Here is a 26,680-nt window from a genome sequence, read left to right as displayed (position 1 = left end):
GAAGCAATACACCTATATGCGAAGTCGCCTGCAAATCGCCCTGATGGCCACCACGGTAGCCGCGGCCACCTTTCTCTCCACGTCTTTGGCGTGGGCGGAGTCGTCCGCTCGAAACATAGCTTCTACGACCGACCAGTTTGGCCGCAAGATCTACGTGAATGACGCGAGTCCTGCCAAGCCTGCAACGGCCGCGGCCACGTCAGCTTCCACTGCCGCGGATGCTCCACAACCTTCTCGCCTGTCGTACTGGAGTTCGACCGAACATCGGTGGAAACCGGTACCGACCAGCGGAGCGGCAATTCGCGCTGCGCGTTCGGCGGCCACTGAAGTCAATCACTATCTGGACGGAAGCGCTCGTTTCCTGCGCAGCACTCGAATGTTCTCGGAACAGGAAATTGACGCAGCGATCGTGCAGGCAGCTTCTCGTCACAATGTGGACCCGAACCTTGTCCGGTCCGTGGTTAAGGTGGAGTCGAACTACAACCCGAATGCCGTTTCCCGCAAGGGCGCCATGGGCCTGATGCAGTTGATGCCCGGCACGGCACGGTCGCTCAACGTTACAAATCCTTTTGATCCAGCGCAGAACGTCGATGCCGGTGTTCGGCATCTAAAAAGACTGCTGGAGAGTTATGGCGGTAACGTTCAGCTGAGCCTGGCGGCTTATAACGCGGGTGCAGGAGCGGTGGCACGCAGTGCGGGGGTTCCACATTTTGCGGAGACCCGGAACTACGTTCGCCGGATTACGAACCTGTACTACGGCGGCGCTCCAGGATCATTCGTTATTGGGAATCCGGTGCACGACCCGGTACGGGTGCAGCGCGATGCTCGCGGCGTTTTGTACATCAGCAACACCGACTAACTGACTCCTTCCCGCACGACGGGATGGAGCGGCGCAGTACAGGTTGAGTCAGTAATTTGAAGACCCAGGCTTCTTCGACCCTAGTCCGAGGCCAACTCAGAGGACCACGCGCTCTGCGCTGGAGTGCCGCTCTGCTGCTGGTGATTCTGCCGGCTGGAATTGCTTCGGCCAGAATCCGACATAACGATGCCTGGGCTCGACAGCACTTCGCAACCGCCGAGCGGATGCGCGAAGCTCTCAACGGACGTCCCGCCGACGATCGTACCCGCCGTGAATATCAGCGCGTCATCAATGCCTATCGCAGCGTGTACTTTGGCGCGCCGGCATCGTCCAAGGCTGATCCGAGCGTGGTCGCAACTGCGGAATTGATGGTCGAGATGGGACGTCAATTCGACGATTCCAAGATTCTGCGAGACGCAGTCGAGCAATACCGCTTCCTGCGCAAGGAATATCCCGGAAGTAAATATCGTTTTGACGCGCTCTTCACGGTCGGTGAAGTGTACAAGGACGACCTGGGCGATCCGGAAGAAGCGCGCGCGACCTTCGAAGACTTTCTGCACCGCTATCCACGCAACCACTTGGCCGATGACGCTCGATCGGCGCTGAAAGAGATCGATGCCGATGCGGAAGAGATGGACCAGGCAGCCCGCAAGGCAACGCCGAAATCGCGCGCGACAGACCGGGCGAACGACCGCGCCAATGACAAAGATGCTGTCGCGGATTCCTCTTCCTCGCGGCGCAGCAAGTTACCGCGTGTAACCGGGGTGCGGCACTGGTCCGCGGACGATTACACGCGGGTCGCGATCGACGTGGAGCAGGACGTGAAATTCGAGTCGCAACGAATTGCGCATCCCGATCGCATCTTCTTCGACCTGCGCGATACGAAGCTGGCCTCCACTCTTGTGGGCAAGACGTTCGATGTTGATGACGGGTTCCTCAAGAAGATCCGCGTGGCCGAGTTTCAACCGGGGCGCACGCGCGTGGTCCTCGAAGTGGACGATCTGGCCAGCTACAACGCGTTCCTGTTGCCGAATCCTTATCGCTTGATCATTGACGTGCACGGCAAACAAAGTAGAAGTACGCTGATGGCGAAGGCGAGTCCTGCACACGCACCTCCTGCCGCGGAGACGGATTCTTCTGCCGATGACGATGCTGCTGACCAACCGTCCGACCAACCTGTCGAAGCAAAACATGCGGAAGTGAAGTCCGGGAAGCAGGCGAATCCGCCGCCAGCAACGACCGTACAATTTTCCAAGGCGGAAGCCGGCAAGGACAAAGACAAGATAGAAGCATCCAGCCAGCATCCGGACGCGCCTCCTACCGCAGCGACTGGCGGCCAGCAATTGCCCGGTATCGGAGTGGTAAAAACGACCGTTCCCGTTGCTGGCACAAACCGGAAGATTCCGAAGACCATCGTGGAGGCGGAAGATCGAGTGCCAACCACGGTGGCGACACTGCAGCCAGACAAGCTTCGTCCTGAGGTGACGCCGGCGCAACGCGCTGCGACCGAATCCGACGAAGCGAAGTCCTCGAAGGCGGATGCCCGCACAGGGCGCAAAAAGAAACTGCATTCCGGCGCTCCCGCGGATACAGCCGATCTGGAAACTCGGGAAGCCCGTCCGACAGCATCTGGTGATCGCTCACTCATCCGCGCCCTCGGCCTGAAAATTGGCAAGATCGTGATCGATGCCGGCCACGGCGGCCACGATACGGGAACGATCGGGCCCAACGGGTTGCTTGAGAAAGATCTCGTGCTCGACGTTGCCAGGCGCCTTGGACGCCTGCTGGAGAGTCGACTGGGAGCAGAAGTCGTCTACACGCGTCAGGACGACACGTTCATCCCACTCGAAACGCGCACTGCGATCGCGAATCGCGAACGTGCCGACTTGTTCATTTCCGTGCACGCGAATTCCAGCCACGACTCAGACGCGCGCGGCGTCGAAACCTACTATCTGAATTTCACCTCGTCGCCCGAGGCACTGGAAGTTGCCGCCCGCGAAAATGCGGTGTCGGAGAAGTCGATCTACGAACTGCAGGATCTGGTAAAGAAGATCGCGCTCAAGGAAAAGATCGAAGAATCGCGCGAGTTTGCCAGCAATGTGCAAGAGTCGCTGTATGGCGGACTCTCCCTGCGCAACGCCGGAGTCCGCAATCGTGGCATCAAGAAAGCGCCCTTCATCGTCTTGATTGGCGCCAATATGCCTTCGATCCTGGCCGAGATTTCCTTCGTCTCGAACCCCTCGGACGAACGAAAATTGCAGACCGCGGAACACCGCCAGCGCATCGCGGAATCGCTCTATCAGGGCGTTTCGAAGTACGCGAGCGGGCTGAGCGGGGTCAAAGTCGCTAGCAGAGGCTCCAAGAACGAAGGCCAGTAAGGGCAGTTCTCAGTTCCCAGTTCTCAGTTCTCAACGACATCCCCCTTCGTCCTTTGGACCGTGACATTGGTAATGTTGCTCCCAATCTCAGGGTGCCCCAAAATGTGTGCTGCATAGTTCGCCTCTACAGACTCGCCCGACGGCGCAATCTGGGGCCGGAGCATCATGATCAAAAGAACGCTTTTTGTCCTTGTCCTGGCGAGTTTCGCGTACGCACAGACTCCGAAGCCGGCTGCCTATACGGCGGACGTTACGAACCTGATTGCGCTTGAGCGGATGTGGAATCAAGCTCAGCTTAGCCGCGACTCAACCGCCATCGCCCGCATGATCGGCGACCGCTTTGTAAATACCGAGTACGACGGTGAGGTCAGCGACCGGGGACGGTTTCTTGCCGATTTCGCCGATCCGCAATTTAAGCCCAGCCTGATGAATATCCAGAATGTAGAAGTCGAGATGTATCCAAGCACTGCGATCGTTACCGGGAACTACCATACCAAGGGCCTGTATGCGGGCAAGCCCTACGAGCACTTTGGACGCTTTACCGATACCTGGGTTTTCCAGGACAGCAAATGGTTGTGTGTCGCGAGCCATACCAGCCTGGTAAAGAAATAGATTCGATCCCCTTTCGCACGCTCTCAGCCCGGTTTCTCTCGTGAGATAGGCCGGCGGTGGAAACTTTCCGCGCCTACCAGTAGTCTAACTATTCGGGGTCTGCAGGCCTGCTCGCGGAATGAAGAATATTCGTCCAGCTATTTTCGTGATCCTACTGGCAGTCAGCGCAGGTGCTTGGGCGGCTGACGCTGCAGCTCCAACGCAAGTCCTTCCCAGTCAATTTGGGGGATGGCAACTCAAGGAACCGGCCGCCAAAAGTGCCGATCCATCGGTCGCCGACGAAACAAATGCTTCCGTTTTGAAAGAGTACGGCTTCCAGCGTCTGGAGAAGACGACCTACACTCGCGGCGATGGCCGCAAACTCGTCGTCAAGGCAGCAGTATTCACGGACGCGAGCGGCGCCTACGGGGCGTTCACGTACTACAAGAATCCTGCCATGCGGGACGAAACAATTGGCGGCCAGGCGGCTTCGGTAAACAATCGCGTCGTGTTCTACCAGGGGAACATTCTCGTCGACGCTATCTTTGATCGGCTCACCACTATGTCGGCGGCCGAACTGCGCGAGCTTGCTGGAGTTCTGCCCGTGCCTGCCGGGAATGCGCGCAATCTGCCGCCACTTCCCAACTATCTTCCGAAGCAAGTGGACGCCAAGAATGCCAAGTACGTGCTGGGCCCGGCCGGACTCGATCACGTCGGGTCGCCGTTGCCGAGCGCGATGGTGGATTTCAAGGCGGGAGCGGAGGTCGTCATCGCGAAGCACGAGGCGAAGCTGGGTGACGCGACGCTCATGCTGATTGAATATCCAACGCCGCAACTGGCCGCCGAGAAATTGCGCGAGCTCGACGCTGCCCATCAGCCCACTCAACAGGGAAGCGCTGGATCGCCGTCCGTGCTGGATGTCGCGCCCTTCTTCGACAAGCGCACGGGACCAATCATCGTGATTGCTGCTGGTCCGCTGGCTCTCAGCGAAGCGCGTGCGCTGCTTGGATCGGTCAGCTACGAAGCTGACGTCACGTGGAATGAAAATACTTACGTTTCGAAAAAAGACAATCTCGCGAACCTTCTGTTCAACATCATCGTGCTCTGCGGCATCGTTGTAGGAGTGTCTCTCGTCGCAGGAGTGGCCTTCGGAGGCTTCCGGATCGTCATGAAGCGCCTTTTCCCGGACCGGGTGTTCGACCGGCCCGAGGACCGGGAACTGATCTCCCTGCACCTGGGCGATACCCTCGAGCAGGCGTCCCGGCGGCGGTAAGTTCCTCAATCGAATGTTCTTAGCCGGAGAATGCGGGAAATTTTCTCATTTTGGGTCGGTTTGTCGAGTTGTGGACGTATTATTCAAGTTGTTGAAAACAAAGCTATTTAAATCGCAAATTTTCCTTGACACCCCCCTTTTAAGGCTCATAAGATTTCCGCAGAAAGTTTCGATGGCTTAAACCTCCGTTGGAACTATTCTCCCTTGAAAGAAAAGGCTGCCCACGTTGCCGGGCGGCCTTTTCGTTTTGGTGCAGTTCTCAGTTCCCGGTTCTCAGTTCTCAGTAAAACCTCTATTTCGAATGCAATTGAAACTGAGAACTGAGAACTGAGAACCGAGAACTGTTTATTGAACTGTTGTGCTGTGAAGTGCGTATCACCTGGCGAGGGAAAACTATGTTCTGCGATCAATGTGGCACGCAGTTGCAACCGGCGCAATCAAGTTGTCTGCGTTGTGGCAAGGCTGTAGTCGGCCCGATGGGCTATCGCCGCAATCGTGTACAGGAACATGTCCGGCTGGTGGGGATTCTCTGGATGGCCTACTCGACACTGCTCGTGTTTGGCGGCATCGCACTGGTGATCGTTGCGCACACCGTCTTCGGTGGCGCGTTCCGCGTGCCGGATGGACCTCCGCCGGAAGTCAGTGTGTGGCTTCGTCCGTTCTTGACCTTCATTGGCGGATTGATTCTCGTCAAGGCTGCTGCTGGACTCTTTGCCGGTTGGGGCCTGCTGCAACGAGAGCCATGGGCTCGCGTGGTCGCACTGGTTCTCGGTTTCCTGTCGCTCTTCAATGTGCCGATCGGAACGGCCCTCGGCATCTACACGCTCTGGGTACTATTACCTACGCAATCGGATGACGAATATCAGGCGCTAGCCAACGCAGCATAAGCTGGAACGGCCGCGCACTGATTGTCCTGTGAACAGACGTGAGTTGCCTGCTCCCATCCCAGTACGCGGTCGACTACGACGTCATCCTGTCGTCTGCAAGGGCAGACGGCGTAATTGACGTAGCCCGATTCCTGCAACAACAACTCCCGCTCCGTTGGCGTGATGCGTATCTGAATACCGTTGGGCACGAGACCAACCTCGTGCGTTTTCGGCACCGCACGTTTGATTACTTCTGCGATCTCTACTCGCAGCTGGAATTCTCGGGTGAAGTGCCCTTTGACCAGACCGTTGCCGACCGGGTGGTAGCCGTGATCGGCATTTCTTCCCAAGCCGACGCGACTCGGGAACCGGGACGGATGCGAGGCTGGGCCACGCCGACCGAAGAGTTCCTCGATGGCGAGCGCGACAAGGGACATTTCATGGCGCACTGCATCGGCGGCGGACTCGATGTCAACGTCTTTGCGCAAGATCGACACTTGAATCGCGGATGGTCGGCGCAGGGCAAGATCTATCGCCAGATGGAGAACTACTGCCTCGAACAGCCGGGGACGTTGTGCTTTTCACGCCCGATTTATGCGGATGGATCGAATGTCCCGCGCTGGCTGGAGTTTGGCTGCCTGAAGACCGATGAGACACTTTGGGTCGAAGTCTTCGACAACTAGGATAGTGGCTCAGTTTGAAAAGATTCGTATCACGGCATGCCTTCAGGCATGCCAGGAGTTCGCCCCTGAGCGGCTTTAGCCGTTGCTGAAACATTCCGCGCTCCCCTTGATTTTGGGTGGCGCAGCGGTTCACCGCTGCGATAAGTGCTTTTCTTAATTTGGGCTTTAGCCCCGGAGGCCAGGCGTTCCAGGGTTTGAGAACCTGCGATTTGATAAACTAACAGAGCGCTTCAGAAGCCGACGTAGCTCAGTTGGTAGAGCAGCCGATTCGTAATCGGCAGGTCACCAGTTCAACTCTGGTCGTCGGCTCCATTTCCTTCCGAACGATTCCTCCTGCAACAAGTGGCCCGAGTGATTCTGATCGAGCTTGGCAGAGACCCACTCATTCGCAAAGAACGCGAATGAATGGGGCACCCGGCTGCTAGAGTAGCACCATGTCGCTTGACGAGAGAGCCGGAAAAGGCAGCCACGCAGACACGATCCTCTATGAGATAGACATGTTGCGGCAGGGCTTCTCAACGCATCCGGAAAAGCGCAAACGTGTCGATGCGGGCGGATCACTCGCAGCGAGAGGTGAGTACTATTTGTCTATCGAGGGTTTCCTTCTACATGCGAGGAACCTCCTTGCGTTCTTCACGAACCGCAAGAACGAGATGACGGACTTGATCATCAACGAACCGGAGGTGTGGTACGGAAAAGCCGTCGATCCTCGGGAGTATTCAGGTCTGATCAAGGCGATGAAAGAAGTGGATACGGACTTCGGCGAGGATGGGAAGAAGTGCTACGACCAGATCTCAAAATTCTTGATGCACTGCACGACGATGAGGTATGAACGGACAAAACAGTGGGACCTCGAAGGGATGTTTAAGCGGATAGATCCCATCTTGGAGGAGTTCAAGACGCGATTCACGCCAAGCACCAAGGTCACTGTGTATCGCGGCCGCGCGAACGCCAGCACCGCAACCATGAACGTCGTCCAGACAATTCTCGATCCTTCGAAAGGCAAATCCTAACAAGCTTCCTAACAACTTCGATCGGAACCGCTTACTCCTGCCAAAAACGCGACCGAGAGATCGCTGAAGAATCAATGGTTTGACTACCTTAGAAGCGGTGATCCTGCATCGGCAGGTCGCCAGTTCAATTATGGTCGTCGGCTCCAACATCTAACGAGTCCATCTGTAATTTCTAGTTCCTTCTGCGCAGGCTATAGCTCGCCGCTACCTTGCGAAACGCTTTCAACTGTCTAGCCTTAGTGTGCGTATCCCAGCCCAACTCACCTGCCATCAAGTCCGCCACCGCGGGAGCCATGTCCAGCGCAGCTTGCGCGTTCAGGAATAGCGCGCGCGTGCGGCGGGCAAGGACATCCTCAATGGTGCGAGCCATCTCGCAACGAGCGGCCCAGACGACTTCTGCTTTCAGATACGGCAATGCCGGGTGCAACTGCTCTCCGAGGTGGACGTCGTTCTCGATCAGCTTGCGAATGTCGTACGCGTCGGAGCCGTACATCGCCAGGGAACCGAACTGTTTGGCCTCGCCGTGAAATCCGTGGATATGCAGATGCTGCGTCACGCATGGCCGTTCGGGTAATTGCGCGAGTGTTGCGGCCTGGTCGACGCAGTCTTCTGCCATGTGACGGTAGGTCGTCCATTTGCCGCCCATGATGCTGACCAGGCCGGAGCGATCGATGTGAATCACGTGGTCGCGCGATAGTGCCGCCGTGCTCGAAGCGCCGGATGATCGCACCAGCGGCCGGATCCCGGCGAATACGCTCAGCACGTCGTCACGGGTCGGTGCTTTGTCCAGATATTGCCCGGCGGTCGAAAGGATGAAGTCGATTTCTTTTTCCATGGCGACGGGTTCGAGAGTCAGCTGCTCGATCGGCGTATCGGTTGTTCCGACCAGCGTGTGACCGTGCCAAGGGATGGCGAACAGGACTCGTCCGTCGCTCGTGTGCGGGACCATGATCGCGCTGTCGCCGGCAAGAAACGCTGAATCGAACACCAGGTGAATTCCCTGGCTGGCTGCGATCAGGGGCGCGGCCTCGGGTTCGGCTTGCAGGCGCAGGCGATCGCTGAACGCTCCCGTGGCGTTAATCACGACTTTAGCCGCCGCGTGAAACTCCCGGCCCATTTCCGCGTCGCGCGCGTTGACACCGTCAACAAATCCTTGCGCGTCTTTAGTGAGCCCAGTGACTTCGACATAGTTCAGCGGGATCGCACCTTGCTCGGACGCGGTCGCAACCATGTGGATGAGCAGACGCGCGTCGTCAAACTGACCGTCGTAATAGACGGCGCCTCCGCGCAAGCCTTCTTCCTTGAGCGTGGGAAGGTGCTCGAGTGTTTCTTCACGCGACAGGATGCGTGATGTTCCAAAGCCATATTTCCCGGCGAGGAGTTGGTAAAGCTTCAAGCCCAGTCCGTAGAACGGAGCTTCCCACCAGTCGTAGTTGGGCACGACGAAAGCGAGATCGTGGACAAGGTGCGGCGCATTCTGCAGGAGGAGGCCGCGTTCCTTGAGCGCGTCCATGACGAGGCCGATGTTGCCTTGCTCGAGATAACGCACGCCGCCGTGCGCGAGTTTGGTGCTGCGGCTGGAAGTGCCTTTGCCGAAGTCGCTTTGTTCCAGCAGCAATACATCGTAGCCGCGAGCGGCGGCATCGATGGCGACGCCTACACCGGTCGCGCCGCCGCCCACGACGATCATGTCCCACTCGTGGGGATGGGAGTCGATGCGGGTCCACATTTCGCTGCGGTTCATGGCAGTTTGAAGAACGATTCCCTCAGGCGCTAAAGCGCGATCAACTCAAACACATAGCGGCACGACTAAAGTCGTGCCCTCCCGATTGTGGCGTATTGACGGACCGGGTAGAGCGCCAACCCCTGCAACCGCCGTATGGCGAATCTTGTACAGCACCAACCCCCCAACGGTGTATGGCGGATATTGCAGAGCATCAAGAACTAATTCACGCCTGCAATGCGAATGATTACTGCGCCCAGACCGCCTGCGATCAATGGGCCAACAATCGGTACCAGCGCATAGCCCCAGTCGGACCCGCCTTTGTTGCTGATCGGAAGCAGGGTATGGGCCACGCGCGGACCCAGGTCGCGGGCCGGATTCATCGCGTATCCAGTCGGGCCGCCCAGACTCAGGCCCAGCGACCACACCAACACTCCCCACAACCACGGACCAAAACCCGCCGACAGGCCCGTGGTCGATACGGCCTTACTGCCAAAACTGAAGCCAACGACGATCAGGAAAGTGGTCGCGATAATTTCGGTTAACAGGTTTGCCGGGAGGTTGCGAATCGCTGGCCCGGTGCTGAAGATTCCGAGCTTCGCGTCCGCGTCCGGCGTTTCTTTCCAGTGCGCAAGATAGGTCAGCCACACCAGGCACGCGCCGGCGAATGCTCCCAGGAACTGTGCGATCCAGAATGTACCCACGTTTGACCAACTGCCTGACGTGATCGCGACCGCCAACGTCACTGCCGGGTTAATGTGGGCGCCCGGACTGCCGAATGCGATCGCGGTAAATATTCCGGCAACGACCGCCATCGCCCATCCCGTGGAGATGACGATCCAGCCTGAGTTCTCGCCTTTGGATTTCTTGAGCAGAACGTTCGCGACGACGCCGTCTCCGAGCAAGACTAAAACCAGCGTGCCCATGAATTCGCCTAACAGTGGTCCATGCATTGTGGACTCCTTGAGACTTCAAATTCAGATTGACTGCGCTACGCCGGTTCCACCCAATCAAACGAACGCGTGACTGCCTTCTTCCAGTAGTGGTAGAGGCGATCGCGAGACTGCTCGGCCATGGAGGGCTCCCAACGCCGGTCCACGCCCCAGTTGGCGACCAGTTCGTCAGTGTCCTTGAAAAACCCTACTGCCAGTCCAGCAGCGTAGGCGGCGCCGAGCGCGGTCGTTTCCTGCACCTGCGGACGCACCACGGGCTTCGCGAGAATGTCGGACTGGAACTGCATCAACAACTCGTTACTCACCATTCCGCCGTCGGTGCGCAGAACGTCAAGCGTAATTCCGGAGTCGTTCGCCATGGCATCGACGACCTCGCGCACCTGAAACGCGGTGGCTTCGAGCACGGCGCGGGCGATGTGTCCCTTGTTGACGTAGCGGGTCAAGCCTGCGATTACACCACGTGCGTCGTCTTTCCAGTAAGGTGCGTAGAGGCCGGAAAATGCTGGGACGAAATATACGCCGCCGTTGTCGGGCACCAGCCGGGCGAGCGCCTCGATATCAGCGCTCTTTTCGATGAGTCCAAGATTGTCGCGGACCCACTGCACGAGAGCACCCGTGATCGCCACGCTGCCTTCGAGCGCATAGCAAGGTTTCTTCGATCCCAGCTGATACGCAACTGTGGTCAGCAAACCGAATTTCGACGGTACGGCCCGCTCTCCGGTGTTCATGAGCATGAAGCAGCCGGTGCCATACGTATTCTTGGCCTCACCCGGTTTGAAGCAGGCCTGCCCGACCAGCGCGGCTTGCTGATCGCCAAGATCGCCGGCGATCGCAACGCCCCCTACAGCGGGAACACTGGCGTGCCCATAGACTTCGCTGCTCGAGACGACCCTGGGCAGTATCTTTCGCGGGATGCCGAAATCCTGCAGAATCTCGGGATCCCAATCGAGTGTGCTCAGATTCATCAACTGCGTGCGGCTGGCGTTGGTGACATCGGTGACGTGCACGCCGCCATTTGGCCCGCCGGTGAGATTCCAGATCAGGAAGGTGTCGATGTTGCCAAACAGCAGGTCGCCAGCTTCGGCTTGCGCGCGGGCGCCGGCAACTTCTTCGAGGATCCATCGAATCTTGAGGCCGCTGAAGTAAGTTGTGAGTGGGAGTCCGGTCCGGGCACGATAACGGTCCTGGCCGCCCTTTGCCGCGAAGGTGGCCACGGTGGGAGCGACGCGCGTGTCCTGCCACACGATTGCGTTGTAGACGGGTTTGCCGCTCTTGCGATGCCACGCCACGGTCGTTTCGCGCTGGTTGGTGATTCCAATCGCGGCCAGGTCCGCGGGACGCAGTCCGCGCGCCTGCATGGCTTCCTGCATGACAGCTTGCGTGTTGCGCCAGATTTCTTCGGGATCATGCTCGACCCATCCCGGCTTGGGATAAATCTGCTCATGTTCTTTCTGCGCCACGCTGACAATGCGACCGGATCGATCGAACACGATGAAACGTGAACTCGTGGTCCCTTGATCAATCGCGCCAATATAGCTGGACATACGGTGATTCCTCCGTCTGCCGCACTTCTTCCGACCTGATCTCTATGACTTCGCGAAAGGCAGCTTGCATCCACGCCGGCTGCTCTCGATTCCCAGTTCCAGCGCACGCATGATATCCAATGCGTGTTGCGGGGAAACATCAAGCGCTGTTCCGGACACGATTGCGTCGTACACGTTCTGGTAGTAGTGGCTGTAATTGCCGACCTCAGTCGGAATGCGGGAAGCAGTGATCTTGTCACCGTCCGCAATGGAAAGTGTGCCCCAGTTTTCAGTGGGATCCTTGCCCCAGTTTGCCTGGTCCAGAGTTCCGCCGCTCTTGAGCGCGTCTTCTTGCGGATCGGTACCGGACTTCACAAACGACCCGCGAACTCCATTCAGACGAAAGCGCGGCCCCGTCACACACGTGAGCAAGTTGGATCGCAATAGAACGCGCAATTTGGAGTAGTGCAACACGACATCGAAAGCGTCATCGACGACCGCGCCGTCGCGTTCCGCGCGCAACTCGGCGGTCATCGATACCGGCGGCCCGAAGAGCAGGAACGCCTGATCGAGCATGTGCGGTGCGAGATCGAACCACAGGCCGCTTCCTGGCGTCGGCAACTCCCGCCACGTGTCCGCCTTGAGGTTGGGACGATAGCGTTCCATGTGCGATTCGAAAAGGACCAGGCGTCCAAGCTTGCCCTCGTCGATGACTCGTCGCACGGTCAGGAAATCGCCGTCCCACCGGCGATTCTGATAGACGGTGATCAAGCGCTTGGATTCTTGTGCGACCCTCAGCATCTCGGCAGCTTCTGCCGAAGTTGTTGCGAAAGGCTTATCCACGACGACATGCCGCCCCGCTCGCAAGCATTGGCACGCGAGATCAAGATGCGTTGTATTGGGAGTGGTGACGACCACCAGTTCGATCGAGTCAATGGCAAGCAGTTCGTCAACGCTGCGAACGATTCGCGCATCCGGATAGGCTGCGCGAGCGGTGTCGCCTGATCGTTCCACGATCGCAGCCAGTTGCAACCCCGGCACCGCACGAATCATCGGCGCATGAAAAATCCGGCCGCCTAGTCCCCATCCAATCAATCCAACTTGCACCGTTCGCATCGATGAAGTCTCCTAGTAGCAGTTCTCAGTTCCCGGTTCTCAGTTCTCAGTAAACCCTAGTTCGCCAGGCGCCTTCGCTGAGAACTGAGAACTGGGTTACGCGACTTGTCAGGGTAGCAGGGTCGTCTCTTGGGCACGAACCGTTTTTCTTTTCCGGGGCGTCGAATGCCAGTCCGTTGTCGTATTTCTCTACCACTTCTGTGCTATTTCAGGCTCGTTCTCCACAGTTTCCACTGGCTTGCTACTTGCTTTCTCAACCAAGAGTTACGGATAATTATGAGTGGAAGTGGAAATCGCCGTGCAAAGTTACTGCAGAGCCGATCTGCTGCGCATCTTGCGGATCACGTCGCGCCAACTTCAGGCGTGGGAAAAGGCCGCACTGGTCACGGCAGCCGAGAGCTACTCTTTTTTTGATCTGCTGCAAATCAAGAAAGTTCGCGATCTATGTGCGCAGAAGGTGCGCCCGGCGATGATCCGGCAATCACTGGAAGCGATGCAGAAGCAGGTTGCGGGCATGGAGAATCCGCTCATCGAAGCCGGTTCGTATCAAACTGGGCGGCGCGTCGCTTTCCGTCATGACGGGCGAGTATTCGAGCCGATTGCAGGGCAGTTCATGTTCGATTTCGCAAATCAGGAAAAGATCGTGGCCAGTCCGCCCCGCACCGGGCCGGAACTGGTTATCACCGACGTTGCCGAGTTGTTTGCGCGCGGTATTGCCCTGGAAGAAGAGCCCCGCACGCAGGACGAGGCCATTGCAGCCTATCTAAAGGTTCTGGAAATGGATCCTAATCACGCTGCCGCACACATCAACCTGGGAACGCTTTATTACAACCGGCAGGAATATTCGGCGGCTGAACGGCATTACCGCTCCGCGATTGAGATCGATCCACGGTATGCGCTCGCCCATTTCGATTTAGGCAACGTGCTCGATGAAACCGGTCGTGTGCAGGAAGCGATCGCGACCTACAAGACCGCGATCCAACTGGCGCCCACGTACGCGGACGCGCACTACAACCTGGCGCTGGCCTACGAGAAGATTCGCGAACCCCGAAAAGCTCTGCAACACTGGCGTGCCTATGTGCGGCTCGATACCGCAGGCCCATGGGCAGTCCACGCCAAGCATCAGATTCAACGGATCCTGCAAGCCGACGGTTTGAAACTGGTGTACGCCCGTCGCGCCAACTAGGGGCGCCGCACCTTCCTGCAACGCACAAACACCCTGAGAATGTCCCCGGGACGTGGCTTTCCGGCGATTTCAATGCTATAGTTCCGGCCCAAACCCTGCCGTGACTCGACTAACGTTGTCTCCGGCTCGCAATCACTTCTGAGGCGAGGAGTCGAAAATGAAAAGCAAGAACCTTTGGATATCTATCGGTAAGGCGTGTGTTGTCTTCGCGGTTGCCGCGTTCATGACGAGCGCCGCCTGGGCGGTTGGCTACAAGCGTGTTTACAGTTTTACAGGGGGCGTCGATGGACGTGATCCTGCGACCCATTTGACGTTCGACAGCGCGGGCAATGCTTACGGGACCACCGCTGGCGGCGGCGAGTTCGATTTCGGCGCCATCTTCAAGTTGACCCCGTCGGGGGATTCCTGGGTTCAGACCGTGATCTATAGCTTCACCGGAGGCAATGACGGACTCGATCCCCACGCCGGAGTCACGATTGGTCCCGACGGAAGCCTCTACGGAACTGCAGTCGCTGGAGGCAACGCCGGGATTTGTGCCGGGGACGGTTGCGGCGTGGTGTACAAGTTGGCGCTCGTCGGCGACCAATGGTTCCTTTCGACAATCTACAACTTCAAGGGAGACAAGGACGGCGGTGGTCCAGGGAGCCGTGTCATATTCGATGCGGCCGGCAACCTGTTCGGTACGACTCCGAACGGTGGGACCCATTCCTTCGGGACCATATTCATGCTTACCCCCACCCCGAACGGCACGTGGCACAAGAAGGTCCTCCACAACTTCTCCGGCGGCAAGGATGGCGCTACGGGATCCATGGGTGATCTGTTGCTGGATGCCAGCGGCAATATTTTTGGTGTCACCGAGCAGGGCGGCACGAATGGACTGGGCACGATCTACAAGCTCTGGCGGACGCCGAGCGGCCGCTGGACCCTCACCACTCTCGATGCTTTCAAGGGAATGCCCGACGGCGCCAATCCGTACGGAGGACTCACATGGGACAGCGCCGGAAATCTATATGGCACGACCTACTTCGGGGGAGTCGCAGGAATGGGAACTGCCTACCAGTTAGCACCCGGCCCGAACGGCAAGTGGCAGGAGAATGTCCTTTACAGTTTTCTGGGAGATACCGACGGCAGCCTTCCGACTGCTACGCTCGTTTTTGACGGAGCAGGCAATCTATTTGGAACAACGTCGGCTGGCGGAAGACCATCGTGCGATTGTGGCACCGTCTTCAAACTCACTCTCGGCAACGGCGGCTGGAAGGAAAATATCATCCACTTCTTCGGGAAGAATTTCGACGGCTATGCTCCCAACTATGGGCTGACTTTCGACGCCGCCGGAAATCTGTATGGCGCAACGCCATCCGGTGGGACCAGCCGCAAAGGGATGATCTACAAATTCACACCGTAACGATGTTGAAACAACCAAGGGCGCAGCTTGCGCTGCGCCCTCGAAAACGGTCAACTTCTTAGTTCACCGCAAGTTTGTTCTCAACGCTGAATGCTCCGAACACCTGACCAGCCCGCAGGCCGGCGATGTTCTTGTCCATTTGGCTCTGGACAGATCCATAAAGCGTCACGTGCCCGTTGTCGACCACGATGCGAATCGGGTCCACGGGGTCGATCGCGTATCGTCCCAGCACGGAGTCGCGATAGATTGCGCGTGCGGTGCGAGCGCGTAGCTCGTTGTCGAAGATCGAGGTCGGTAGCACTTTCACTTCGCTGACCACGTCCTTGACGCCCGGCATGCGTTGCACAATCGCCAGCGCTGAATCGCGGGCGACGTCGTTATAGGTGTAGCCGCCGAGAGTCACCACTCCATTCTTTACGCCAAGTTCGACGTAGTTGAACGTGTTGTCGAAGTATCCGACGCGGTCATAGGCCAGCTTCTTTGCCAGTTTCTGCTGAAGCTGGTCATCGGACAGAGTTGTGCCCGCGACCGCGATATGATTTCGAACTCCTGCAACGTTCGAAACCTTCTTCACTCTCTTAGCGGCATCAACCTTGTCCTGGAACAGGCCGACAGTGCCATGCAGTGTGACAATTCCATCCTCAACGCTCGACTGCACATTCTGAAATTGCTGCGCATCGTGCATCTTCATGCTGACCGCCTGCTGAATTTGCTGATCGTATCGGCCGGTTGCGGCCAGAGCGGTCATGCTCAGCAGGAGCAGCAACGCGACAGTAGTAAACCCGAATACTTTCTTCATGTTGCCATCCTCACTGCAAAATTCCGGTTTTCCCACGCCACCTTATTAACCGGTTAGTTAAATAGATGCGGTGCGGCCTCGCGGAAGATGTATCGCCGCGGGAGGCGATTGTAAATATCTCGTGATCAGTCCTTTACACGGATTTGACATATCCTCGTCATGACAAATAATCTCGCCACATGGCGCGCGGACTGCAAGCGGAACTCAAACAGAAGGCTCCTTTCAGCGGTCCGGAGCAGGAAGCCTATCTTTCCCTGCTGCGAACGACAGACGCATTGCAGGCGCAAGTCGAAGCCCGTCTGAAGGAATTCGGGCTAACCGGGACGCAGTACAACGCGTTGCGCATCCTGCGCGGCGCCGGGCCGGAGGGATTGCCATGCAGTGAGATCGGCGAGCGCATGATCACACGCGATCCCGACATCACGCGGCTGTTGAATCGTCTGCAGAATATGGGTTTCGTGAAGCGCGCGCGCGGGGACCAGGACCGCCGCGTCATTTACGGGAAGATCACCCCCGCTGGACTGAAGCTGTTGCGCGAGATGGATGCGCCCATCCAAAAGCACGGCCGCGAGATTTTGCGGCACGTCGGTCCCGAGAATCTGCAGAAGCTGGTTGATTTGCTGGAGTTGGTGAGGAAAGACCCGGGCCGAAAATAGCGACGCGTGGCCTTTCGAGATTCGCGATCTGTTCCATCCCAGTAGGAAACCATACCGATCCGCGCCGTCGCCAGGGAATGGGTCGGCTTACTGAGGCGCTTTCGTCATCAGTATTACAAACGGTACGGCGTCCAGCGGAGTTGGGCTTCCGATCTGAGAAAGTGCGCCAGTCGAGGCATCGATCGAGAAAATAACGAGAGTCTTGTTCGTTGCGTCAGCCGCCAGCAGGAATTTTCCCGAAGGATCAATCGTGCAGTCCCCCAAACGGGCACTCATGTCGAACGGAGAGCCGGTCAGGGGAGTCAGGGCACCGCTCGCGCTGTCGATCGTGAACCCGAAGATACCGCCGCCACTCAGGGGATTCGCTGAGTACAGAAACTTGCCGGAAGGGTTGATGGCGATGCCCACCGGAGAAGTGCCCGGAGCAAACGGAGACTCCGTCAGCGGCGAGAGCGCGCCGGTGGCGGTATCGACGCTCCAGGCGAGAATGCCGTTGGCCGATTTCGCCGTGCTCACATACAGATACTTCCCCGAAGGATGGATTGCGAAACCGGCCAGGTCAGCGTGTAGCGACACACTGAAAGGCGATCCCGGAACGGGAGTGAGAGCGCCTGTGCTGGAGTCGATAGAAAATCCAGAAACGCCGCTCACTGAGAAGTCAGGAGGGTTGGGGGTGTTCACCGTAAAGAGAAAGTGCCCGCCCGGGTGCACCTGCAGGTAGAAGGGCACGTCATCGGCGGAGAATGGCGAGCCAGGAACAAAATTGAGAGCGCCCGTTCCGGCCGCTACCGAAAGGCCGCCCACAACCTCGGTTAGGCCAAATCCGAAAGTATTGCTGCCGTAGTAGAGGAAATGGCCTTGTGGATCCGTGGCCAGTGCGCCCGGCCCATTGACGGGAGCGCATAACGGACAGATGGTGGTGAGCACGAAGGCGCCATCTTGCGTGAGGGAGCCGCTCTTCGAATCACTGGAAAAGATGTCAATGGCGGGCGCAAAAACGTCGGCGTTAGAAGCATAGAGGAACCTGCCCGATGGATCGACGGCCAGCCCTGCAACCAAGGTGACTGGTGTAGTCGTCGGCGACATCAATACTCCAGTGGCCGGGTCCAGCTTGAAAGCAGTAAGTTGTTCGCCTCCCGGCGGAGGCTGCAAGGTCAGCATGTAGAGGAACTCCGACTTAGTTGGAGGCGGCGGGGGCGGTGTCATCGTGGGGGAAGAGCCGCACCCCAGACACAAAGCGAGAAGAAGCGGAAGAGCAACGACGAATGGCAGGTGTCTATTTGCCACGGCAACACCTCACTGCGGCGCACAACTAACAGATGGCGCTCAACTCGGCGCAGAGTTTATCACGAATTAGAAAGGATCTTTGTCAACGAACGGTAACAATGCCGAGTGGTTTCCGACCGGAAATCAGCGGGATGTCTTCCTCTGTTTTGTGCTGCCACCCTTGCCAGACTTCTGCCGGGCAATGCCCTTCGCGCGGCCATTCTCGGGAAACACTCGGGCAAAGATCTTGTCGATATTCTTGAGTTGCCGCTTCAGGTCGAAGGCATGCTCGATCTTGGCGCGGGGCACTTTTCCTGCGATTTTCGGCTCGGCAAGCACCAGCGCATGAAAGTCCAGATCTTCTCTCCATGCGCGCATGGCATTTTCTTGCACCAGTCGATAGGCGTCTTCCCGTGACACTCCGGCTTCTACCAGGTCGAGCAGTAGTTGCCCGCTGAAGACCAGGCCGCGCGTGCTGTGCAAGTTGGCCAGCATGCGTTCGGGATACACGAACATCGTCTCGATCAGGTTCGACGTCTTGTTCAGTAGGTAGTCGGCGAGCGTTGTCGAGTCTGGGATGATGACGCGCTCGGCGGATGAGTGCGAGATATCACGCTCGTGCCAGAGCGGAACGTTCTCAAATCCGGCCTGCGCGTTGGCACGCACAACACGCGCGAGTCCGCTGATCTGCTCGCAGGTTACGGGATTGCGCTTGTGCGGCATCGCCGACGAGCCTTTTTGCTTCTCGCTGAAAAATTCCTCTGCCTCGCGGACTTCAGTCCGTTGCAGGTGGCGAATTTCGGTGGCGATCTTATCGAGGGTTGAAGCGACCACGGCTAAGGTCGCGAGATAGTTCGCGTGCCGGTCGCGTTGAATGACCTGCGAAGATACGGCGGCGGCTTTCAATCCCAGGCGCGCACAGATTTTTTCTTCGAGTTCCGGTGACAGATGCGCGAACGTGCCCACTGCGCCGGAGAATTTTCCCACGCGCAAGTCTTCGGTGGCCGCTTTGAATCGCACGATGTTGCGCTGCGTCTCGGAATACCAGTTAGCGATCTTGAAGCCAAACGTAATTGGCTCGGCGTGGACGCCATGGGTCCGACCGATCATGGGCGTGTCTTTGAATTCCCAGGCGCGACGTTCGAGCACGTTCGCGAGCCGTTCCAGATCGCCTGCAATCAGCGAGGACGCCTGCTGGATGAGGAGGGCCTGCGCCGTGTCGACCACGTCGTTGGAGGTCAATCCGTAGTGAAACCAGCGCGCATGCGGCCCGACGATTTCCGCGACCGCAGTGGTGAAGGCGATGACGTCGTGCTTGACCTCGGCTTCAATCTGGAAGATGCGGTCCACATTGAAGTTGGCGCGCTGGCGGATCGCCTTCGCCGCTTCTTTTGGCACGATGCCAGCCTCGGCCAGGGTCTCGGTGGCAGCGACTTCAACGGCCAGCCAGGTGCGGAAGCGGTTTTCGTCACTCCAGATGCGGGCCATTTCGGGCCGGGTATAGCGTGGGATCACAGTGGGTCTCTCCGAAAAGGGAACTCAAGATTGTAAATCACCGAGATGCTGATGTGCTGTAAGGCGGCAGGTGCCGAGGCGGGCAAATCCAAGCCCCGGAGGGCGAGCGATAATAGCCCAGCGCTTTAGCGCTGGGGAAACCTGGCGGGCTATTGTCAGCGGTCCCTCCGGGACCAATCCTCGCCGGCTGCTAAGATTTCATATCTATGCGCGGGGGACTGAACATCATTGGTTGGCTGGCCTGCGTGGTGTATTCGACGATCCCAGCTTTCTGGCTGACGATTCACCCATTCGCGGATCGCTGGCGATCGCAGCGGCGATCTCCGTATCGCATACTCGTACCTGTTTGGGTTTTGATGTGGATCGTCGTGGCCATCGCCACATCTCAGTGGCGGCATGTGGCACTCTATCGAGGAGTCTGGAACTGGCTTCCTGCCGCAGTGTTCTTTGCCACCGGCCTGTATCTCTATTTTCGATCCAGTAAGAACTTCAGCGCCAAGCAACTCGGCGGCCTGCCGGAGATTCACGCCGGGAACCGCGATCAGCGACTCGTTACGGGAGGCATTCGTGCTCGCGTGCGGCATCCTTTGTACCTGGCGCATTTCTGCGAGATGCTGGCGTGGAGCATGGGGACGGGCCTCGTCGTCTGTTGGGGTCTTACGGTCTTTGCGATCGTGACCGGCGCGGTGATGATTCGGATGGAGGATGCGGAGTTGGATAAGCGGTTTGGCGAAGAGTATCGCGCGTATCGTCGTTCTGTTCCTGCGTTCATCCCGCGAATCCTGTAGGCAGACCCAGATATAATCCGCATTGGCTGAATGTTGATGGCTGAGAGCTCCCCGTCCTCATGCGCTTTGAACTCTTTATCGCGACGCGTTATCTCCGGGCGAAACGCCGCCAGGCGTTCATCGGCGTGATCACAGGAATTTCTATCGCAGGTGTTGCGGCTGGAGTGGCCTCGCTGATTGTTGCTTTGGCCATCAATAATGGCTTCCGGCAGGACCTACAACAACGATTACTTGGGTCGACGGCGCATGTCAGCCTGTTGCGGGTGCAGAGCGACGGGATTCAGGACTGGCGTCCGTTGCTCGAAAAGTTGTCGAAGCAACCGCACGTGGTGGCAGTGGCTCCGGCGATTTATGAGCAAGTGCTGATCTCGCGCGGGCCGCGGGCGCGGGGAGCGGTTGTGAAGGGGCTGCTGCCGTCGTATGAAAGCAAAGTCAGCGATCTGCTGAAGACGGTGACGCTGGGATCGGCGGTGCCGCTGGAGGCCGATCCAGCGCTGCCGGGTCTTCGACCCGGCATGGAAGGGTCAGAGACCCGTCCCCACGCAGATCAGTCAGCAGGCGGCACATCGCCCGATGACCTGGCCGGCGTGCACGAGCGTGTTGCCGCGATGCCGCCGATTATTCTCGGCAAGGAAATGGCCGAACAGATCGGCGCCAGCGTGGGATCGGTCGTGCTGGTCACGAGTCCGCAGGGAGAACTGACTCCGTTCGGCATGGTGCCGAAGTATTTGAGATTCAAAGTTGTTGGGATATTTAACTCGGGATTCTTCGACTACGACTCTTCGTGGGCGTTCACACGTCTTTCGGATGCGCAACAGCTGTTCGGACTCGGCGATTTGATTTCGGTGATCGAATTCAAGCTTGACGATATCTATGCCGCCAACGATGTTGCCCGTCAGCTCGAAGAGGCGGCTGGACACGGCTTCATGGCGACCAGTTGGATGGAGCAGAACAAGGCTCTGTTTCGCGCGCTACGCCTGGAGCGGGTCGTGACGTTCATCACGATCGGGCTGATTGTGTTCGTGGCGGCGCTGAATATCCTCATCTCGCTGACCATGATGGTGATGGAAAAAACAAAAGATATCGCCGTGCTGATCGCGCTGGGGACGAAGAAGTCTCAGATTCGGCGGGTGTTTATCGCGCAGGGAGTTTTGATCGGCGTGATTGGAACCGCCGCTGGCCTGGTGCTGGGATACGCGATCTCTTGGGCGGGCGGTCACTACCATTTCATTTCACTCTCGCCGGAAGTCTATTCCATCGACTACGTTCCCTTCGTGCCCCGGATTATGGACGGTGTAATCGTTGCGCTGGTGTCGATCGGAATCTCGTTGGTTGCGACGATCTATCCGTCATGGTCGGCGGCTCGGATTCTGCCGGCTGAAGCCTTGCGCTACGAATAGTTCCTGATCGCAATCGCACCCCACAAAAAAAGAGACGCGGCAAGCCGCGTCTCTACGTAAACTTTCTTCTCACAGGTCGAAGCTGCTACGGTGCAATCACCGCCTTATAGATATTCAACAGCCCGTATCCGAAGACGTTGTTCGGAACCTTGCCTTGTGTTCCGCCGCAGGTTTCCGTGGTCTTCAGGTGCATTGCCTTCTTTTCTAGAAGAGTCTCGGTGGCATCCACGTTGCCTTTCAAGGCTGGCTTTGCCTGCCAGAGCAGCGCGATCGCGCCCGCGATGTGCGGAGTGGCCATGGACGTTCCCGACCAACCGGATTGATATGCATTGGTGGGTACTGCGCCGCGAATGTTAACGCCGGGAGCCGAAATATCGGGCTTGCGGCGATTGCTGCCATCGGCCGTGATCGGGCCGCGGCTGCTGAAACTGGCAATGTGGTTCGTAGAGTCGGTTGCACCCACACTCACCGAGCTGTCATAGATCGCTGGCGGATCGGTGATGCTGGAGCAGGATGATCCAGAATTGCCCGCTGCCATCGCGGGGAAGATTCCGGCGGCGCGCACGTTGTCCACGATCTGGAGAAGCGTGTTAGCGGAGCAGCCTTCACTCGCCGGACAGGTCCAGGAATTGTTGATCGAATCGGGTGCCTTGGTCGGATCACCCTGATTAGGGTTTCCACCAACCGGGTAAGGCGCCATCAGGAACTGGAAGCACTCCGTGTATGTTGTCGGCGATCCAGTGCCGCTCGCGTCCATATTGCGGCAGGCGATCCACTTCGCGCCGGGAGCGACGCCGATCTGGTTGCCCGCGCCGTCGTCGCCGACCATCTGGCTAACCGTAAAGGTGCCGTGTCCAAATGGATCGGTGGGCGTCGCCAGATGCTGCGAGGTTGCGTCATGCCAGTTGAAGTCGTGATTGACCTTCGTCCCGTTCCACCCGCGGTAGTGGCCCTTGAGTGAGGGATGATCCCATTGCACGCCCGTATCTGCTCCGGCAACGACTCTTCCTTCGCCCTTGAAGCCCAGCGCCCAAACCTTCGGCGCTTTCACCTTGGTCACGTTCCACTCAATTCCGCTGGCCTGATCGGGAGCGTCGAACGTGGTTGGAACCGGAAGACTGGTTCGTACATGAGGATTCGCATCGATCTGTTTCACGTCGGTGCGGCTGGCGAGTTCATCCAGCAGCGCACGATTGCCGCTCACCTGGATCATGTTGACGGCCCAAAATGACTGATACGGAATGCCACGCTTTTCGAGCATCGCGATGATCGGCGCCTGTGTGCGGCTGGCAACTTCGCGCAGCGTGTTCACAACGAAACGCCCTTTTGCTTCCTTGGTCGGCAAGGTAGCGGCCGCTTTCAGGTTCGCTTGTTCGGACAGAACAACGAGTGCTTCGGTTCCGTTTCCGTGCGCCGTTTCTTTCAGCAGGCGAGCCGCAATCTTAGGATTGGACGCGGCGCTGGAGGTCGTTGACAACGTGGTCACGAAGACTGCGGTCACACCGGCAATTGCCAGCACGACAAGAATGACTGCGGGAATACGCCTGCGAAGGGTCATGAAGGTCCTCTTAAGTTGTGAACTGCACGGGGGTTGGGATTCACCGAGCGACAACTGGTACTGGCGAACTTGAAAGGGACTGTAGCGTTGAAACGAGACGCGTGTCAACTGTGAAGAGTTTTGCGGCTGGAGCGTCACTTTTGCTGATCTTTAGTCTTGCCAATGACACAGGATTCAAAGCACTTAATAGCGAGGTTTGCGGCAAAACGCCGCCCAGCACGCGAAGGAGTGTTTTCAATTCAGATCGGCCTTGTAACACTTTTGTATTCTTTGGGATTCTTCGACTCTCATCACAGACCTCGACCCCACCCGTTTACTAGCCTTGAAGACATGATCAACTCAACACCAGCCCATCCCAAAGGCACCCGTGCGCGCGTACTTCTGACCTCTGTATTCGGCCCCTACGCGCAGGACGACGAATTTGGGAGCCGCGCGATTAATCCAATGGAGCTTTACCACAACCAGGTCACGCGTGCGCAGGGCGGGTTCTCGCTGCGTATGTTTCACCGGTCGTGGGGGATCATGATGATCCAGCAGAATATTTCGGCGCCCTGTACCGTCCTCGATTTTCCGGAGCGAGAAGATTTTGCCCGCGAACTTCTAGACAACAACTATGACGTTGTTGGAATTTCCTCGATCATCGTGAATCTCGGAAAGGTTCGCGAGATGTGCCGCATGGTGCGGGAGTTGTCACCCCATTCCCAGATTGTGATCGGCGGCCACGTGGCTGCGGTCCCCGGGCTCGAAGGCATGATCGATGCTGACCACATCGTGCGCGGCGAAGGTATCTCCTGGATGCGTCGCTACCTCGGCGAAGATGACCACGCACCGGTTCGGCATCCTGAAATTGTTTCCGGCATGGACACGCGCATCCTGGGCATCAAGCTTCCTGAGAGTAAAGGAGGCACCGCTGCCACGATCATTCCGTCGGTGGGCTGTCCGATGGGCTGTAACTTCTGTACGACTTCGGCTTTTTTTGGCGGCAAGGGAAACTTCATCAACTTTTACGAGACTGGCGACCAGCTCTACGAAGTCATGTGCCAGGCAGAGGCCTCGCTCGGGGTCCAGACATTTTTTGTGATGGATGAGAATTTTCTGCTCCATCGCGAGCGTGCGCTGCAATTGCTGCAGCGAATGAAAGAAGGGAACAAAGTCTGGGGTATGGCGGTCTTCGCTTCGGCGAACGCGATCCGCAAATACAAGATGGAAGAACTGGTGGAACTCGGTGTCTCGTGGATATGGATGGGCCTCGAGTCACCTCGATCGAAATATGTAAAACTCGATGGCACGGACTCTCATCAACTGACGCGGGAATTGCGGCAACATGGGATTCGCGTCCAGGGCTCGACCATCGTTGGCCTCGAACATCACACGCCAGAGAACATCCTCGAAGAAATCGAATACGCGGTGGCGCATCAAACCGACTTCCATCAGTTCATGCTCTACACTCCGGTGCCGGGAACGCCGCTGTACAAGGAAATGTCGGAGCAGGGGAGGATGCTGGAAGGAATCGATTTCGCCGACATTCACGGACAGCATAAATTCAATTTTCGGCACGCCGCAATTTCGCGCGACGATTCCAAGCGTTATCTCGACTGGGCGTTCCAGCGCGACTTCGAACGCAACGGTCCCAGCCTGGCTCGCATGTGTCAGACCATGCTGCAGGGGTGGCAACGGTATCGGGATTATCCTGACGCGCGCGTGCGGGAACGCTTTGCGCGCGACAATGCAAAACTCCGCACCGTTTACAGCGCCGCGCTCTGGACTGCGGAACACTACTTCCGCAAAGTGAACCGCGAGGCGAGCGAACAGATTCGCGCATTGCGGCGTGAACTGGCGAAGGAGTTCGGCATGGTGTCTCGGGTCTCCGCATGGGTGGGAGGTCCAGCACTGCTCTGGACGACCCGCCGAGAAGACCGTCGGCTGGCTGCCGGCAAGACCTACGAACCCCCAACCTTCGTGGAACGCAGGAATTGGACACCCGCGGCGACGACAGTTCTGCCCTCAGCACAGGCGGCTTTCAACAATCTGCAGGTGCGACCGCAGGAATAATCGGTAGACTGTTGCCGCTCGTTTTAGCCCGCCTCAGACGGTTCCGAGCTGCTTCCCTACGCGTGTGACCACGGTCACATTACAGGCGGTTATTTCGGGTATACAGTTTTTCGCAGATCGCCTTTTCGAGGTCAAAATCGCGATTGGAGCAACGCCATCTTCTTCGTGCTCTAATGGAATCAGGACTCGCTTCTACCGTGTTGTAATCGACAGTGCAGCGATGGTCCTGAGGCCCTTTGATCCGTAGGAGGGGTGATTTGCATCCAATAGAGCAAAGCCCGCTGGTGCGGGTGGAAGGTTTGAAAAAGGTCTTTCGCTCAGGCGAAGCGGATCTGGTGCTCTTTGAGAATCTGTCTTTCCAGGTAAACAAAGGAGAGATGCTGGCGATCGTGGGGCAATCGGGTACCGGTAAGAGTACCTTGTTGCACATCGTCGGAGCGCTTGAACGTCCCTCTGCGGGTGCCGTATACTGCGCGCACTCTCAGGTGAATTCGCTCTCCGAAGACGGCGCTGCTGAATTTCGTAACCGTGAAATCGGCTTTGTATGGCAGTTTCACTACCTGCTGCCCGAATTTACCGCGCTTGAAAATGTGGCCATGCCACTGCTCACGCGGGGGCAGACTCTGCCGGCCGCTTCGCTCGAAGCATCCAACTGGTTGCGCCAGGTCGGACTGGAAGCCCGCGGCCATCATCGTTCGGGCGAACTTTCCGGAGGCGAGCAGCAGCGACTAGCTCTGGCTCGCGCGCTCATCACCAAGCCGCAACTCCTGCTCGCCGATGAACCGACTGGCGATCTCGATGGACGCACTGCGGAAGTGGTTTTTGAATTGATTGCGCGTTTGCATCGCGAGCATCAGCTGACTTCATTGATCGCGACGCACAACCTGGATTTTGCACGACGGTGCCATAGAGTGCTACGGCTGGATCGAGGCAAAATAGAGGAAGTAGCGCCGGAGTCGCTTCCGGCGTGAGGCAATGCAGAACTTGGGAAGACGGACTCGACGAGTGGTCCAAACCAAAGTACCCGGCGAGACCGCCGTCAGATGTTACTTTAAGAGTGGTAAGGTTTGGGTAGTG

22 protein-coding genes and 1 tRNA gene are annotated in these 26,680 nt (G+C 57.9%); 15 read left to right on the top strand and 8 right to left on the bottom strand.

The window, feature by feature from the left end; genetic code table 11:
* Window positions 1–16 precede the first annotated feature (16 nt).
* From HY010_20760 to HY010_20725, 8 genes are all read left to right on the top strand, one after another.
* Window positions 17–859 carry a lytic transglycosylase domain-containing protein gene (locus tag HY010_20760; protein MBI3478172.1) on the top strand — a complete coding sequence of 281 codons (843 nt, stop codon included), beginning with the start codon at window positions 17–19 and terminating at the stop codon, window positions 857–859.
* A 56-nt stretch (window positions 860–915) separates the two neighbouring features.
* On the top strand, window positions 916–3,237 hold the full coding sequence (locus HY010_20755) for an N-acetylmuramoyl-L-alanine amidase (GenBank protein ID MBI3478171.1): 2,322 nt from the start codon (window positions 916–918) through the stop codon (window positions 3,235–3,237).
* Between the two features lie 165 nt (window positions 3,238–3,402).
* Entirely contained in the window at window positions 3,403–3,849 is a 447-nt protein-coding gene (locus tag HY010_20750) for a nuclear transport factor 2 family protein (protein MBI3478170.1), read from the top strand.
* Window positions 3,850–3,967: 118 nt separating this feature from the next.
* Window positions 3,968–5,101 (top strand): hypothetical protein, encoded by a 1,134-nt coding sequence (locus HY010_20745; protein MBI3478169.1) that lies wholly within the window; start codon window positions 3,968–3,970, stop codon window positions 5,099–5,101.
* Between the two features lie 395 nt (window positions 5,102–5,496).
* On the top strand, window positions 5,497–5,988 hold the full coding sequence (locus HY010_20740; protein MBI3478168.1) for a hypothetical protein: 492 nt from the start codon (window positions 5,497–5,499) through the stop codon (window positions 5,986–5,988).
* Between the two features lie 38 nt (window positions 5,989–6,026).
* The gene (locus HY010_20735) at window positions 6,027–6,650 is read left to right on the top strand and encodes a hypothetical protein (protein MBI3478167.1); all 624 of its coding nucleotides are present in this window, start codon (window positions 6,027–6,029) and stop codon (window positions 6,648–6,650) included.
* 236 nt (window positions 6,651–6,886) lie between these two features.
* Window positions 6,887–6,962 (top strand) — tRNA-Thr (locus tag HY010_20730).
* Window positions 6,963–7,084: 122 nt separating this feature from the next.
* Window positions 7,085–7,663 carry a hypothetical protein gene (locus HY010_20725; GenBank protein MBI3478166.1) on the top strand — a complete coding sequence of 193 codons (579 nt, stop codon included), beginning with the start codon at window positions 7,085–7,087 and terminating at the stop codon, window positions 7,661–7,663.
* A 172-nt stretch (window positions 7,664–7,835) separates the two neighbouring features.
* On the opposite strand, the gene HY010_20720 is transcribed toward HY010_20725, so the two are convergent.
* From HY010_20720 to HY010_20705, 4 genes are all read right to left on the bottom strand, one after another.
* On the bottom strand, window positions 7,836–9,407 hold the full coding sequence (locus tag HY010_20720) for an FAD-dependent oxidoreductase (protein ID MBI3478165.1): 1,572 nt from the start codon (window positions 9,405–9,407) through the stop codon (window positions 7,836–7,838).
* Window positions 9,408–9,607: 200 nt separating this feature from the next.
* Complete coding sequence (locus HY010_20715) at window positions 9,608–10,339, bottom strand: aquaporin family protein (protein MBI3478164.1); 732 nt, start codon at window positions 10,337–10,339, stop codon at window positions 9,608–9,610.
* A gap of 38 nt (window positions 10,340–10,377) precedes the next feature.
* Window positions 10,378–11,883 (bottom strand): glycerol kinase GlpK, encoded by a 1,506-nt coding sequence (gene glpK / locus HY010_20710; GenBank protein MBI3478163.1) that lies wholly within the window; start codon window positions 11,881–11,883, stop codon window positions 10,378–10,380.
* Between the two features lie 42 nt (window positions 11,884–11,925).
* A complete protein-coding gene (locus HY010_20705; protein MBI3478162.1) occupies window positions 11,926–12,978 on the bottom strand; it encodes an oxidoreductase in 1,053 nt (350 codons plus the stop codon).
* 298 nt (window positions 12,979–13,276) lie between these two features.
* Here HY010_20705 and HY010_20700 point away from each other — a divergent pair, with 298 nt between their 5' ends.
* A complete protein-coding gene (locus HY010_20700; protein ID MBI3478161.1) occupies window positions 13,277–14,164 on the top strand; it encodes a tetratricopeptide repeat protein in 888 nt (295 codons plus the stop codon).
* A gap of 157 nt (window positions 14,165–14,321) precedes the next feature.
* On the top strand, window positions 14,322–15,569 hold the full coding sequence (locus HY010_20695) for a hypothetical protein (protein ID MBI3478160.1): 1,248 nt from the start codon (window positions 14,322–14,324) through the stop codon (window positions 15,567–15,569).
* Window positions 15,570–15,627: 58 nt separating this feature from the next.
* On the opposite strand, the gene HY010_20690 is transcribed toward HY010_20695, so the two are convergent.
* Entirely contained in the window at window positions 15,628–16,368 is a 741-nt protein-coding gene (locus tag HY010_20690) for a BON domain-containing protein (protein MBI3478159.1), read from the bottom strand.
* Between the two features lie 179 nt (window positions 16,369–16,547).
* Between HY010_20690 and HY010_20685 the strand changes: the two genes are divergently transcribed.
* A complete protein-coding gene (locus HY010_20685) occupies window positions 16,548–17,024 on the top strand; it encodes a MarR family transcriptional regulator (protein MBI3478158.1) in 477 nt (158 codons plus the stop codon).
* Between the two features lie 87 nt (window positions 17,025–17,111).
* On the opposite strand, the gene HY010_20680 is transcribed toward HY010_20685, so the two are convergent.
* Window positions 17,112–18,185 (bottom strand): beta-propeller fold lactonase family protein, encoded by a 1,074-nt coding sequence (locus HY010_20680; GenBank protein MBI3478157.1) that lies wholly within the window; start codon window positions 18,183–18,185, stop codon window positions 17,112–17,114.
* Window positions 18,186–18,434: 249 nt separating this feature from the next.
* Entirely contained in the window at window positions 18,435–19,805 is a 1,371-nt protein-coding gene (locus tag HY010_20675; protein ID MBI3478156.1) for an adenylosuccinate lyase, read from the bottom strand.
* Window positions 19,806–20,011: 206 nt separating this feature from the next.
* On the opposite strand from HY010_20675, the gene HY010_20670 reads away from it, so the two are divergent.
* Together HY010_20670 and HY010_20665 are read left to right on the top strand one after the other, a co-directional pair.
* Window positions 20,012–20,593, top strand: a complete 582-nt coding sequence (locus HY010_20670; protein ID MBI3478155.1) for an isoprenylcysteine carboxylmethyltransferase family protein — start codon at window positions 20,012–20,014, stop codon at window positions 20,591–20,593.
* Window positions 20,594–20,652: 59 nt separating this feature from the next.
* Window positions 20,653–21,993: an ABC transporter permease gene (locus tag HY010_20665; GenBank protein MBI3478154.1), complete on the top strand. Its 1,341-nt coding sequence runs from the start codon at window positions 20,653–20,655 to the stop codon at window positions 21,991–21,993.
* A gap of 85 nt (window positions 21,994–22,078) precedes the next feature.
* On the opposite strand, the gene HY010_20660 is transcribed toward HY010_20665, so the two are convergent.
* Window positions 22,079–23,551: a S8 family serine peptidase gene (locus tag HY010_20660; protein ID MBI3478153.1), complete on the bottom strand. Its 1,473-nt coding sequence runs from the start codon at window positions 23,549–23,551 to the stop codon at window positions 22,079–22,081.
* Between the two features lie 330 nt (window positions 23,552–23,881).
* Between HY010_20660 and HY010_20655 the strand changes: the two genes are divergently transcribed.
* Window positions 23,882–25,603 (top strand): radical SAM protein, encoded by a 1,722-nt coding sequence (locus HY010_20655; GenBank protein ID MBI3478152.1) that lies wholly within the window; start codon window positions 23,882–23,884, stop codon window positions 25,601–25,603.
* A 257-nt stretch (window positions 25,604–25,860) separates the two neighbouring features.
* Window positions 25,861–26,574 carry an ABC transporter ATP-binding protein gene (locus tag HY010_20650; GenBank protein MBI3478151.1) on the top strand — a complete coding sequence of 238 codons (714 nt, stop codon included), beginning with the start codon at window positions 25,861–25,863 and terminating at the stop codon, window positions 26,572–26,574.
* Window positions 26,575–26,680: the final 106 nt, after the last annotated feature.

It is taken from the genome of Acidobacteriota bacterium (genome assembly GCA_016196065.1).
Lineage (GTDB): Bacteria > Acidobacteriota > Terriglobia > Terriglobales > Acidobacteriaceae > Acidiflorens.
This window is presented reverse-complemented; position numbering and strand designations above follow the sequence as displayed.